A 13,140-nucleotide genomic window follows, 5' to 3' on the forward strand; every position below is an offset into this window, starting at 1 on the left:
GCGGCACAGTTTTGGGGACTGCCGAGTAGGTGTAGCTATGACCAGCGGATCGCACGTGTCCCTTCGTCGTGACCTGCACCGAAAACCCGAACCGGCGTGGTGTGAGTTCTACACCACCGCCCGTCTCGTCGAAACCCTCTCGGAACTCGACCTGACGGCCCTTCACGTCGGCCCAGACGCGCTCGCCGGCGACCATCGAATGGGCCTTCCCGACGAGGACGAACTATCGGCGTGGTACGAGCAGGCGTCGGCTTACGACGTCGACGAGTCGATCCTCGAGTCCCTCGAGGGCGGCTACACGGGAGCCGTCGCCGTGCTCGAGCAGGGACCGGGACCGACCGTGGGACTTCGCGTCGACATCGACGCGCTTCCGCGGCGCGAGTCCGACGATACGGAACACGTTCCCGCCGCCGAAGGGTTTCGCTCCGAACACGAGGGGGCGATGCACGCCTGCGGCCACGACGCGCACGCGACGATCGGAATCGGCGTGCTCGAGGCGATTCGAGAGAGCGACTTCTCGGGCACGCTCAAGGTCTTCTTCCAGCCCGCAGAGGAGGTCGTCGGCGGCGGCAAGTCGATGGCAAAGAGCGAGCACATCGCCGACGTCGATTATCTGCTCGCGATGCACATCGGTCTCGACCATCCGACCAGCGAGGTGGTGGCCGGCGTCGAGGGGTTCCTCGCCGTCGTCCACCTCGAGGCGACCTTTACCGGCGAATCCGCGCACGCGGGCGGCCATCCAGAACAGGGTCGAAACGCGAACCAGGCGCTCGCGACGGCCGTCCAGAACCTCTACGGCATTCCGCGCCACGCCGGCGGCGCGACGCGGATCAACGCGGGCGTCATCGAAGGCGGTAGCGCCGCGAACGTGATCCCGGAGGAGGCCAGACTGGTCGCAGAAGTCAGAGGCGAGACCACCGAACTGATGCGGTACATGGACGAAAAGGCTCGAAACGTCCTCCGCTCCGCGGCCGAGATGCACGACTGCGAACTCGAGGTTGAGACGGGTGCCGAAGCGCCGAGCGCCCACAGCGACGACGAACTCGTTTCGATCGTCGCCGACGCCGCGGGCAGCGTCGAGGGTATCGACTCGGTTCTCGAGCGCGACGAGCTCGGCGGCAGCGAAGACGCGACCTTCCTGATGCGGGAAGTCCAACGAAACGGCGGGCTGGCCTGCTATGTCGGCGTCGGTACCGACCATCCCGGCGGCCACCACACGGCTACCTTCGACGTCGACGAGGAGAGCATCGGTCACGGTATCGACGTGTTGACCGGTGCGATCGAGCGAGTCGGACGCGATCGGCCGTAATTGACACTCGAATCCTATCCTTCCGAAGAGCTTGCCCTTCCGAACGACCGAACAAAAGCCGGGTTCTAGTACTTCGGATCCGCGCCGGTCGTTTCGTACACTCGTTCCATCAGTTCGTCGCGCTCGGCCTGCCATGCGTCGAACCCGTCGGGACTCGAGGGGTAGTCCTCGTAGTGTGCCAGCAGTTCGTCGGCCCGCTGTTTGGTCCGATAGAGGTTCCAGATCGTTCCCCAGTGGCCGCGGCTCTTTATCAGCGACTCGAGTTTGAGTTTGAGGCCGATATTCGCGCTGCCGGAGTAAAGTGCCTCCGCGAGTTTGTCGCCGGGCATTGCCGCGAGTAGCCCCATCAGGTCGTCGATGTCGACCGCGGTCGAGAGGATGTTGTACACGTCGAGGGCGGCGTATCGCGCGCCGAAGTGGTCCATGACGCGTTCGTTGTACCGCCAGAAGGTCTCCTCGCTATAGTCGCCGGTCTCGAGGGCTTCGACCGCCTGCTCGGCGGCGTAGCTGCCGGCGTAGGCCGCGCCGGCGATTCCGCCGCCGGTGGTCGGATTGACGTGGCCCGCGGCGTCGCCGACGGACATGAACCCGGGGTGGACCGCCGAATCGTACGGCCGGCGGGTCGGGAGGGCGGCCCCGAGTTTGTCCTCGACTTCGGCACCCTCGAACTCCGCTCTGTTCTCGAGGTCGCGCTTCAAGTCGTCGACGAGTTCCATCGGCTCCTCGGTCATCTGGAAGCCGAGTCCGGCGTTGATCTCCGTGTCCGTGCGCGGGAAGTACCAGAGGTAGCCCGCCGCCCGTTCGGTCGGTTTGAACACGAGCGCGTCGTCCCACTCGACGGGCTCTTCGACGTGGACGATCTCCCGGTAGGCAGAACAGAACTGCGAGTAGTTGACGTTCGTATCGTACGTCGACTCCGAGAAGTCGACGTGATCCTGCAGGATCGAGAGCGACCCCGCGCCGTCGATGACGATGTCTGCCTCGTAGGTGCGCGGATCGCCTTTGCTCATCGCCTCGACGCCGGTCACTCGCCCGTCGCCGTTCTGCAAAACGTCCTGAACGACCGTATCGTAGTGGAAGTCGACGCCGGCGTCCTGTGCCCCATCGATGATCCGCCGGCCGTACTCCCAGCGATCGATGACCGCCAGTTCGCCCGGTACCGGAATCTCGAGGACGGTGTCTTCCTGCGGGATTTCGAAGCGGCCGTGATCGACGCCGGTGTTCGTAAACGCCGGCTCGAGCTTCGATTTCGGGATCGCTTCCGGGAACGCGTCCGCCCCCTTCAACGCGTCTCCACACGCGATGTGGCCCGCCTCCGCCTCGGTTTTCCGCTCGAGGACGACGACCTCGTAGCCCTCCTGTGCGACCGTCGCGGCCGCGTAACACCCTGCGGTTCCTGCGCCGACGACGACCACGTCGGGCGAGCGCGTCTCGGTCGTCGCGGTAGCAGCCGACTGTTCCTGCGTACTCATACCTAGGAGTGATTACCCGGGTAAGAAAACGTTTTTCGTGTCATTCGTTGGTTCGAGCGGGTCAGAATGTGGATCGAACGGGTCGCCGGACCCTTTTGTGTCGCTAACGACACGACAAATCCTAAATAAAGAGTTTTAGCGTGGTCTTTCGTATCAGTCAGTATGACAGAGTACACCGTCGAGTTCGTCGGTACCGGCGAGACGATCACCTGCTCGGACAAGGAGACGATTCTCAGCCGCTGTCTCGAGGAGGGGATCGCCCAGGAGTACTCCTGCCGCGTCGGGATGTGCCTGGCCTGTTCTGCGGAAATCGTCGAAGGGGAGGTCACCCAGCCCGCGGCCCGCGGGCTCACGGAAGCGGAAGCCGAGGAGTACGCGCTCACTTGTATGGCTCGCCCGAACTCCGACCTCAAACTCGACCGCGGGAAGTACCCGCCGAGCATCGAGGCCGAAATCGACTCCGAAGGTGCGAACGGGGCCGCGACCGCCGACGACTGATCGAACGGCTGCGACAGCCTGCACATCCCTCTTTTGCTGGTTCTCGTGAAACTTCCGTCTACACTTTCGATATCGTCCTTCCGGTGTCCAGTGCCGTGGCAGACGGACGACGTGGCGGCCCTTTCCGAGTCATCGACGAGCGAACGGAACCGCTCCGAAAGGCGTTACCCATTCGCCTCCTAACGACGGCCAATGACCATCGTCGGGCTCGACGACACCGACTCTCGAGAGCGCGGGATGTGTACCACGTTCGTGGCGACGAGGGTCGCGAACCGCCTGCGTGCGGAGAGCACCGTTTCGCGACTGTTGCTCGTCCGGCTCAATCCGGCAGTCGAGTACAAGACTCGCGGGAACGCCGCACTGGCCGTTCACACAGACTGCGATCCAGACCGAGCCGTTGAGATCGCTCGAGACGGACTCGAGTCGCTTTCGGAAACGGCGGACGATCGGACGAATCCGGGCCTAGTCGTCGCCGACCACGATCCGGCGTCGATCCCCCAGTCGGTCAGCTCGTTCGCCCGAGACGCGATTCGCGATCACCTCGAGATCGGCGAGGCCGAGTCCCTGATCGACGAGTGTGGGTACCGGTCGTGGCACGCGGGCAACGGCCGCGGGCGAATCGGCGCGCTGGCGGCGATCGGCAGCTGGCGAGCGCTCGAGGAGTGGACCGACGAGTACATCAGCTATCGCGAGTCAGATCGGTGGGGGACACCGCGCGTGGTCGACCACGAAAGCGTCTTCGCCGCCGCCGAGGAGGAATACCCCGACGTCTGGGACACCGTCGACCGCATCGAAGGCGAAACGGTCTGCGTTCCGCACACGCCGGGCCCGATTCTCCACGGAATCCGAGGCGACGACCCGGAGGCGGTCGAACGCGTTGCAGCAGCTATCGACGCCGAACCGGTCGCCTCGAGCCAACTGTTCCGCACGAATCAGGGAACCGACGCACACCTTCGAGAAGGGACGATTTCGGACGTTCACGACGGCTGGGCCTATCGACTCGACGGACGGGTCGTGTCCGTCCCCGAAACGCGCCGCGGCGGCCACGTCTTCTTCGCGCTCGGAGCGCTCGCGGTCAACGAGTACCGCGACGGTACCGGCGGCGACGGCGCGAGCGAACGCGCCACCGACGGCGCCCCCCGACTCGAGTGTGCGGCGTTCGAACCGACCAAGCGGTTCCGCGATCGCGTCCGCGAACTCCGCGTCGGCGATCGGCTCACCGTCTGCGGTGAAGTCTCTCGAGGAACGCTCAAACTCGAGAAGCTGGCGGTTCGCGACCTCGTCGAAACCGAACTCGTCACGCCGACCTGTCTCGAGTGCGGTCGGACGATGGAAAGCGCCGGCCGCGATCAGGGGTATCGATGCCGGGACTGCGGGACGACTGCGGCGGGAAAATCCGAAGTTCCGATCGAGCGCGACCTCGAGGTCGGCTGGTATGAAGTTCCCCCCTGTGCGCGCCGACACATCGCGAAACCGCTCGTTCGCGGCGGGTTCGACGCGCCGGTCCACCCGGAACGATAACGACGTCCGCCCGGGCGCGACCCGTTGCTCACGCGATGGTGACGCCGCGGCGAACGAGAAAGTCACTCGCCGCCTTGATCTCGAGCGGGCTTCCGATGATCCGACAGTACTCCTCGCTCTCGTCGAAAATCGTGACGGTGAACTCGTCGTCTAACTGCGTCTCGAGTTCCCGGAGCACCTCCCGCTGAAGAACGATCTGGGTGCTATCACGCAGTTGCGACGGTTCTGACATCGTACACACCGATTGTGCCAGTCCCTCGTTTTATGTGTGTCGGAATCTAGTTTGTATTGGTAATGAGTTGATTCTGCGGCCGAAGCGGGGCTAAACGCAGGATATCGCTTTCGTGTTAGTCCACGTAGCCGGCAGATAAACCCTGCTGATATCGACGGACCGCCCTCGAGGCGGCGAGAACGAACCCGGTTCGATCGGGCCGCATGGAAAGGGTTTTTCGAGACGAACGGTTGCGTGTAGGTATATGGGGCTCGAGGAGGAGATCGACGCAATCGAAGAAGAGATCGCCAGCACGCCCTACAACAAGTCGACGGAGGCCCACATCGGCCGGCTGAAATCGAAGCTCGCGGAGAAAAAAGAGAAGCTCCAGAATCAGTCTTCGGCCGGCGGCGGGACCGGCTACGACGTCGAGAAGACCGGCGACGCGACCGTCGCGCTGGTCGGATTTCCGAGCGTCGGCAAGTCCTCGCTGTTGAACTCGCTGACGAACGCCGACAGCGAGACCGGCTCCTACGAGTTCACGACGCTCGACGTAAACCCCGGCATGTGCAAACATCGCGGTGCGAACATGCAACTGCTCGACGTTCCCGGGCTGATCCAGGGCGCGGCGACCGGCAAGGGCGACGGCAAGCAGGTTCTCTCGGTCGTCCGAAACGCCGATCTCATCCTCTTTGTCCTCTCGGTGTTCGAAATCGAGCAGTACGACCGACTGCAGGAGGAACTCTACGATATCAACATTCGAGTCGATAAGACGCCGCCGCGGGTCACCGTCCGTCCGAAGATCAAAGACGGCATCAAGATCACCTCGAGCGCGGATCAGGACTTAGACGAGGAGACGATTTCGGATGTCCTCCGCGAACACGGCTACGTCAACGCCGACGTGAACATCGGCGAGAAGGTCGACATCGATCGGCTGATCGACGGTCTGATGGAAAACCGCGAGTACATTCCCTCGATCACCTGCGTGAACAAAGTCGACTTGATCGAACCCGACTACAAGGAGACCGTCGACGAACAACTCCGAGAGCGCGGACTCGATCCCGAGGAGGTCACGTTCATCAGCGCCGAAGAGGAGAAAGGACTCGAGGCGCTCAAAGACCGCCTCTGGGAGAACTTGGATCTCATCCGGGTCTACATGGACAAGCCGGGTCGGGGCGTCGACTACGAGGAACCGCTCATGTTAGAGCGCGGGTCGACCATCGAGGAGGCCGTCGACAAACTCGGCGGCGAAATGAAAGAGCGGTTCCGGTTCGCCCGCGTGTCGGGACCGAGCGCGACCCACGACCAACAGCAGGTCGGCGACCAGCACGTACTCGAGGACGAAGACGTGCTCAAACTCATTCTGCGGCGATAGAATTTCGTTTCGACGGACAGGAAGCTGCGGATCGGAATGTCACGAGCGAGCCGTCGGGACGCCGTTCTCGGCGATCGTTCTGATCCGGGAATTATTTCTGCGACTAATCCGTTTTCCGAGCATGCCTGAGTTCGGTGCGCTCTCGATACTGCCGCCGCTGCTCGCTATCGTCCTCGCGATCGTGACGCGGCGGCCGATGCTCTCGTTGTTCCTGGGTATCTGGTCCGGGGCGATCATCTACACCGAGAGTCTGGGAATCGCACAGACGTTCGATTGGATCGTAAGCGGAATAATCGCCGACGACGGGTTCTACGTCGAGATCCTGCTCTTTACGCTCCTGCTCGGTTCGGGGGTCGCGCTCATCTGGCGACTCGGCGGCGCGACCGCCGTTCGACAGTGGGCGACGGCGAACCTCCAGACCCGGCGAAACGTGGGATTGACGACGTGGTTACTGGGTCTGTTGTTGTTTTTCGACGATTACGCGAACACGGCGATCGTCGGCAGTACCATGCGCGAGCTCTCGGATCAGCTCCGAATCTCCCGCGAGAAGCTCTCTTACATCGTCGACTCGACGTCCGCGCCCGTGGCGACGATCGGGCTCTCGAGCTGGGTCGCGTTCCAGCTCTCGTTGATCGCCGACGCGTACGACGGTCTCGATGGCGTCTCGGAGACGCCGACCGCGTTCGAGACGTTCATCGGTTCGATCCCGTTCAACACCTACGCGCTGCTCGCCATCGTGATGGTCGGGGTCATCGTCTACACGGGGCGGGACTACGGCGAGATGCTGACCGCGGAACACCGCGCGTGGTCTTCCGGAAAGGTAAACCGCGACGACGCACAGCCCTTGCAGGAAGTCGAGAAGGACCTCGGCGAGCCGATCGAGGACAAACCGATGCTTCGGACGTTCTTCGGACCGGTCGTCGTCCTCCTCGCAGTCACGTTGTCCGGCGCGGTCTGGACCGGACACCAGTCGTGGCTCTCCGCCCAGGAGGAGGCAGGCGCTCCGACGGCGTTCGGCGCGGCGGCCGACGAGAGCGGAACGGTGCAGGTGCTCGTCGATATCGTCGGTGCGGGGAATTTCACCAGTTCGCTGATCTGGGGTTCGTTCGCGATGGTCACCACCGCGATCGCGATCGGCATCGCCTACGATCTCTTCGATCTTAGCGACGGCGTGGAGACGGTTCTCGACGGTTTCCGACTCATGTTGACCGCAGTGACGATCCTCGTTCTCGCGTGGGGGATCAGTTCGACCACGGACGCGCTGGGGACCGGCGATTTCGTCGCCGGCGTCGTCGGGGCATCTATCCCCGCGGCACTTCTCCCGCTCGTCATCCTGTTCGTCTCCGCGTTCGTCGCGTTCACCATGGGATCGTCGTGGGCGACCATGACGATCGTGACCCCCATTGCGATCACCGTCGCCTTCGAGATGACGGGGACGTTCGAACCCATGCCCGTCGTCGTCGGTGCCGTCTTCTCTGGCGCGATCTTCGGCGATCACACCTCGCCGATCTCCGATACGTCGGTGCTCTCCTCGACGTTCACCGGCGCCGATCTGATCGACCACGTTCGAACGCAGTTTTACTACGCTGGGACCGTGATGGCCGTTGTCATCGTCTGTTACCTGCTGTACGGCTTCCTCGAGGTGCCACCGCTTATCTTCCTTCCGCTCGGATTCGTCCTGCTCGTCGGTCTCGTCTACGCGCTCTCGGAACTAGACGCTCGGCGACGCGGCGTCGAGCCCGTCGTTTCGAACGTCCCACAGGAAGATCCGGAATCCGTCTCCGCTCGAGAACCCACGACCGATTCGACGGAGTAAGTCGGATTCGATCGCTTCCCTGCTCGAGATTCGCTTCGAACGCCTCTGGTGAATCGCCAGATAGCGCCGACCTGATCCGTCACAACTAGGGAGTTGAAACTGGAAACTGCGGCTGCTTTCTGTCCAAAATTTCCCGCTCCACAGGGAAGGTGGCGATTCACCACGGCCGCTCAAATCGGATTCTTCTTCGGATATCACCAGAAAGATACAACGTGACGAGTAATTCTAGTATATTGAAATATTTCCGCTGAATTAGAACTACTGTTCACGAAGGAATTATGACTGTAGTATGCTTCCAAAGGTTAGGCCCGTACCGATTAGGACACACGCTATCCCGACGAGGAACAAGGAGAAAAAACCGTTTTCGAGGGTAACGATTTGTATGAGTACAATTCCTATTAACGTCGTCTGCAGCCCAACTGCCAACCTGGACACATCATTGAGGACCATGGTTATCAAAACCTTCTTTTCGAAATGACATTAGTGCTGGCAATCAGTAGAAGGCTTTGAGCGAGAACCATCAATTTAATTAGGTGGTTAGGCGGGGCTCTGGTGAATCGCTACCCAGCGATTCACCAGGACCCTTCGAACGAGACGTCCTGCAGACCGCAGGACTACCGGCTTCGCCACGCTTTTAGAATTACCGACCGTAACCCCGCACATGGACGGAACGCTCGATCACGTGATGCTGCGAGTCGCGGACTTAGACGACTCCCTCGAGTGGTACCAGACCCACTTAGACTACGAGGAGAAAGACCGCCACGAGGGCGACGGCTTCACCATCGTCTACCTTGGACCCGAAGAGATGCACGAGGAGGGAGCGATGCTCGAGTTGACTCACAACGAGGACGAAGACGACCTCGAAGTCGGCGACGCGTGGGGCCACATTGCGGTTCGCGTTCCCGAGGACGAACTCGAGTCGTCCTACCAGCAACTCATGGACGAGGGCGTCGAGGACTACCGCGATCCTGAATCCTGCGGCGGCCGATACGCGTTCGTCAAGGACCCCGACGGCCACGAAATCGAGATCGTCAAGCGCGACTACGGCGCGAAGTGGTCGCTCGATCACACCATGATTCGCGTCGAGGACGCCGACGAGGCGATCGGTTTCTGGACCCGGAAGTTCGAGTACGAACACGCCGGCCGCTGGGAGTCCGATACCTTCGCGAACTACTTCATGAAACCGGAAGGCGCCGCCGAGGAGGCGATGACGGTCGAACTCACCTACAACTACGACGGCCGAAGCTACGAACTGGGCGACGCCTGGGGACACCTCTGTGTCGAAGTCGACGACCTCGCCGGGGACTGGGAGCAATTACAGACTCGAGAGGCGGCCGACTACCGCGATCCGGAGAGCAACGACAACATGTACGCGTTCACCAAAGATCAGGACGGCCACGAGATCGAACTGCTCGAGCGCGATCCGAACGCCGATTCGCTGTTCCCCTTCTAGAACTGCTCAAAGTCGCTTTTCCGCTTTCATCGGTGTCCGGTATCGGCCGAATCCCTACCGATCCCGTTCGACGACTTCTCCGGGGTTCGTCGTCGTATTTGGCGACAGTTTGACGCCGGGATAGAGGCTGGTGTTGATCCCGGTCTTGACGCCGTCGGCGAGGACGACCCCGAACTTTCGGCGACCCGTCGAGACGCGTTTCCCTTTGACCGTGAACTCGACTGACTCGTCGTCGTGGCGGAGGTTCGCGACGGTCGTGCCGGCCCCGAAGTTGACGTTTCGTCCGAGGACGCTGTCGCCGACGTACGAGAGGTGTCCGACCGTCGCTCCCGCCATGAGGACGCTGTTTTTGACCTCGACGGCGTGGCCGACGGACGCCCCCTCGTCGATCAGCGTCGCGCCGCGAACGTAGGCGTTGGGTCCGACGGACGCCCCGGAGCGAATCGTCGCCGGCCCCTCGATCACGACACCCGATTCGACTGTTGCGCCCTCCTCGACGACGACGTCGCCGGTAATCTTCGCGTCGTCGCTCACCTCGCCCTCGAGCCGTCGTTCCTGCTCGCCGAGTCTCCACTCGTTGGCCTCGAGCAGCTCCCACGGACGGCCGACGTCCATCCAGCGATCCATGACGACGGGCGTCACGTCGTGCTCGTCGACGGTCTTTGCGAGCACGTCCGTGATCTCGTGTTCGCCACGTTCGCTCTCGGGAACCTCGAGCCACCCCGCGGCTTCCGCGGGGAAGACGTACGCGCCGGCGTTCGCGAGGTTCGTCGGCGGCTTTGCGGGCTTTTCGACGATGCTCTCGACGCTCCCGCCTGCGGTCTCGAGGACGCCGTAGTTCGACGGATTCGCTACTTCGATCGCCCCGATCGCCGGACCAGAGTCGAGGAGTCGGTCGATCGCCGCCGCGTCGTAAAGGTTGTCCCCGTTGAGAACGGCGAACGGGCCGTCGAGGAACTCTCGAGCGGTCGAGACGGCGTGTGCCGTGCCCGCGCGCTCGGTTTGGGTCGCGTAGTTGATTGGAACTCCGCGACGACTATCGCCGAAGTACTCGACGACCGCCTCGGACTCGTAGCCGACGACGAGCACGAATTCGTCGACCCCGGCGTCGATAGCGGCGTCGACGGTGTGTGCAACCAGCGGTCGATCGGCGACGGGAAGCATCGGTTTGGGGACCGTCGCAGTGAGCGGGCGCATTCTCGTTCCCTCTCCGGCGGCGAGAACCACAGCTTTCATCGGAACGTGCTACTATCGGCCGCGAGTTAATGGTGTGGTTCGATCCTCACAGCCTGCACCGACGAAGTCACTCGCTGTGAGGCGAGGCGGTCGTTGCCGATTCGGTCAGGAGTCGTTCGCGTCCTCGAGTGACTGGTCAGATTCGTCGGCGGTCGACGAGCGGGCGTCGTCGTTCGTCGAGCGAGCATCGGCTCGTTCGTTCGCGGTCGCCGGCGGTTCTGGCGGCTCGAACGCGGCGGCCAACGCGCTTGCGACACGTGTCTCGAGAACCTCCTCGAGCGTGTGCGTCGACCGCAGTCCAAGAGCTGCCAGTGTGGCGACGAGCAATTGCACCGCTACCACTCCGACCGAGAGCGACCCGGAAACTACCGCGGCGACCATCGAGACGATCACGAATCCAAGCCCGGCGATGCCCGCTAGCCGAAGTGGTCGAGCGTGCACCGTTTCACCCACGCTCGCGACGGCTGCTTCCGTCCTCGAGTTCTCGTAGCTGCGCTCGAGCGTGTCCAGCACCCGGTCGACCGCGCGGATGATCGGGCCGACGGTGTAGGTCTCGCGAAGATCGATCACGATAACGTCCGGCTCAGGTTCCGCCGTCAGCCACCGATAGATGGCAGATTCTTTCGTGTAGCGGGCAAGCCAGTTGCCGGTACGGCGAAACGGTTCGAGGAGGATGCGTCCCGCGGCTCGACACCGCCGAAGAAACTGCACGACGCGCGAGTTCTCGAGCGCTTCGTTCGTCATGGATGGGTGATACACTCGGGCGCGATTCGGCGGGTGGACGTGTCGTTCGTCGCGGCTCGCCTGTCACCTCCGTTTCGTCGGCTGTCGACCACCGACCTGCCACCCCCCGCGTTCATATCGGATCAAACCAGACACGCTCACAAAGAGTTTCCCCTCTCCCGATTCGACTGGACTGACAACGCGTCGTGACCTCCGATCCGACGAGCGACGACGCCGAACGCGACCGAAATGGTGTCGTGTGCCGCGAGAGTCTCCCAACATCTTGGGCGAACAATGGCTCGTCAGGCCGGTTCGTGGTCGTCGGCCCACCGTCGATCGACCGCCCAGACGGCGAACGCGACCGAAGCGGCGACGAGCAGGACCGCCGGATCCGAGGAGACGTAGAGGTTCGGCGTCGGATGGCGATACCACGTCACGGGAAAGAGCCACGTGCCCGCGTGGCCGTCGGCGTAGCGTTTGACCGCGTCGAGGAGCAGATGCGAGAGGCCGCCGGCCAGGAGCAGCCCGTACGCCCGCATCCATCTGCGATCGAACGCGAGCGCACCGAGTCCGGCGAGAACGATGATTCCGCCGAGCGTCTGGAGCGCGTCGATAGCGAACGGCGCGCCGAGGATGCCTTCGACGGCCGGATCGGCGACGAACAGCCCGATTCGGTTCAGATCGGGGAGCACTGCGCCCACCATCGCCACTGCGATCCAGCGTTTGGAGAGCCACTCGAGTCGCCAGCTCGCGACCGTTCCCAGCGCGTAGGCGACCAGTACGTGTGTGAGCAAATCAGCCACGTCCGTTCACCTCCGAATCGTTGTCTCGAGGCTCGTTCGGCTTCTCGTTTCCCGCCGCGGTGTCGTCAGTCACCGCTCCGCTAGCCGGGTGCGTGTCGGTCCCGTAAGATCCTGATCCGGCTCTGGGCTCGAATCGAAGCCGTCGGAGATCGATCCGCCAATGCCGGAGGAAGAATCCAGCGGCGAACAGCCCACCGAGCGCCGAGACGACGTGTTTGTACGTGGCTGCGTTTGGGCTCGAGTTGACGACGACGATCTCGTCGGCGCGCATCGTTCCGTCATGGGCATCCGTCTCCTCGGACTCGAAGACGCCGTAGACCTGCACGAAGCCGCCCGGCTCTATGTCGTCAGTGTCGACGTTTCGAACCTCGAGTGCAGCGGCGACGTCACCGTGATCGTCCGTGACGTGGATCGTGATGCTGTCCTCGTGCACTGACTGGACATCGCCGAAGAGGAGCACGCGCTCGCCGACGTACTTGTCTTGGCTCTCGGCGAGCTGGTCACCGGTCGGGTGCGGCCAGGCGTCGTCGTACGTCGCCCCGTAGTGAACACAGAGGCCGAGTACCACGAGCGAGAGAGCGATTCCGAGCGCGAGTCTCCGTCGCCGGTCCATTCGTCCTCGAGATTACGGGGTCGGTACTTGGGAATGTCGGTCGCAATCACTATCGGGACGTCGCCGGGGCTGCAAGCGAGTTGGCCACTCGCGTCGTCTGTCGGGTCCAA

12 protein-coding genes are annotated in these 13,140 nt (G+C 62.9%); 6 read left to right on the forward strand and 6 right to left on the reverse strand.

Features of this window, described 5'->3' with window-relative positions:
* Positions 1 to 37: 37 nt before the first annotated feature.
* Positions 38 to 1,309: an amidohydrolase gene (locus HALLA_RS03680; protein ID WP_049952122.1), complete on the forward strand. Its 1,272-nt coding sequence runs from the start codon at positions 38 to 40 to the stop codon at positions 1,307 to 1,309.
* Between the two features lie 65 nt (positions 1,310 to 1,374).
* Here HALLA_RS03680 and HALLA_RS03685 read toward each other — a convergent pair whose 3' ends face one another.
* Positions 1,375 to 2,781 (reverse strand): geranylgeranyl reductase family protein, encoded by a 1,407-nt coding sequence (locus HALLA_RS03685; protein ID WP_049952123.1) that lies wholly within the window; start codon positions 2,779 to 2,781, stop codon positions 1,375 to 1,377.
* A 162-nt stretch (positions 2,782 to 2,943) separates the two neighbouring features.
* Here HALLA_RS03685 and HALLA_RS03690 point away from each other — a divergent pair, with 162 nt between their 5' ends.
* Together HALLA_RS03690 and HALLA_RS03695 are read left to right on the forward strand one after the other, a co-directional pair.
* Positions 2,944 to 3,279, forward strand: a complete 336-nt coding sequence (locus HALLA_RS03690; RefSeq protein ID WP_049952124.1) for a 2Fe-2S iron-sulfur cluster-binding protein — start codon at positions 2,944 to 2,946, stop codon at positions 3,277 to 3,279.
* Between the two features lie 192 nt (positions 3,280 to 3,471).
* On the forward strand, positions 3,472 to 4,800 hold the full coding sequence (locus HALLA_RS03695; protein WP_049952125.1) for a tRNA(Ile)(2)-agmatinylcytidine synthase: 1,329 nt from the start codon (positions 3,472 to 3,474) through the stop codon (positions 4,798 to 4,800).
* 28 nt (positions 4,801 to 4,828) lie between these two features.
* Here the strand turns inward: HALLA_RS03695 and HALLA_RS03700 are convergent, their stop codons facing one another.
* Entirely contained in the window at positions 4,829 to 5,032 is a 204-nt protein-coding gene (locus HALLA_RS03700; protein ID WP_049952126.1) for a VNG_1110C family protein, read from the reverse strand.
* A 244-nt stretch (positions 5,033 to 5,276) separates the two neighbouring features.
* Here HALLA_RS03700 and HALLA_RS03705 point away from each other — a divergent pair, with 244 nt between their 5' ends.
* The 3 genes from HALLA_RS03705 to HALLA_RS03715 all read left to right on the forward strand — a co-directional run bounded on the left by HALLA_RS03705 (position 5,277) and on the right by HALLA_RS03715 (position 9,655).
* Positions 5,277 to 6,386, forward strand: coding sequence for an OBG GTPase family GTP-binding protein (locus HALLA_RS03705; RefSeq protein WP_049952127.1), 1,110 nt, complete (start codon positions 5,277 to 5,279; stop codon positions 6,384 to 6,386).
* A gap of 121 nt (positions 6,387 to 6,507) precedes the next feature.
* Positions 6,508 to 8,202: a Na+/H+ antiporter NhaC family protein gene (locus tag HALLA_RS03710; protein ID WP_049952128.1), complete on the forward strand. Its 1,695-nt coding sequence runs from the start codon at positions 6,508 to 6,510 to the stop codon at positions 8,200 to 8,202.
* 661 nt (positions 8,203 to 8,863) lie between these two features.
* Positions 8,864 to 9,655: a VOC family protein gene (locus HALLA_RS03715; protein WP_049952129.1), complete on the forward strand. Its 792-nt coding sequence runs from the start codon at positions 8,864 to 8,866 to the stop codon at positions 9,653 to 9,655.
* Positions 9,656 to 9,709: 54 nt separating this feature from the next.
* Here HALLA_RS03715 and glmU read toward each other — a convergent pair whose 3' ends face one another.
* The 4 genes from glmU to HALLA_RS03735 form a co-directional block, all read right to left on the reverse strand.
* The gene (gene glmU, locus HALLA_RS03720) at positions 9,710 to 10,891 is read right to left on the reverse strand and encodes a bifunctional sugar-1-phosphate nucleotidylyltransferase/acetyltransferase (RefSeq protein WP_049952130.1); all 1,182 of its coding nucleotides are present in this window, start codon (positions 10,889 to 10,891) and stop codon (positions 9,710 to 9,712) included.
* Positions 10,892 to 10,996: 105 nt separating this feature from the next.
* Positions 10,997 to 11,635, reverse strand: coding sequence for a hypothetical protein (locus HALLA_RS03725; protein ID WP_049952131.1), 639 nt, complete (start codon positions 11,633 to 11,635; stop codon positions 10,997 to 10,999).
* Positions 11,636 to 11,916: 281 nt separating this feature from the next.
* The gene (locus HALLA_RS03730) at positions 11,917 to 12,417 is read right to left on the reverse strand and encodes a hypothetical protein (protein WP_049952132.1); all 501 of its coding nucleotides are present in this window, start codon (positions 12,415 to 12,417) and stop codon (positions 11,917 to 11,919) included.
* Positions 12,410 to 13,030 carry a DNA-binding protein gene (locus tag HALLA_RS03735; RefSeq protein WP_242406186.1) on the reverse strand — a complete coding sequence of 207 codons (621 nt, stop codon included), beginning with the start codon at positions 13,028 to 13,030 and terminating at the stop codon, positions 12,410 to 12,412. The genes HALLA_RS03730 and HALLA_RS03735 overlap by 8 nt, the downstream gene beginning before the upstream one ends.
* Positions 13,031 to 13,140 lie beyond the last annotated feature (110 nt).

The sequence above is a fragment of the Halostagnicola larsenii XH-48 genome, assembly GCF_000517625.1.
Classification (GTDB): domain Archaea; phylum Halobacteriota; class Halobacteria; order Halobacteriales; family Natrialbaceae; genus Halostagnicola; species Halostagnicola larsenii.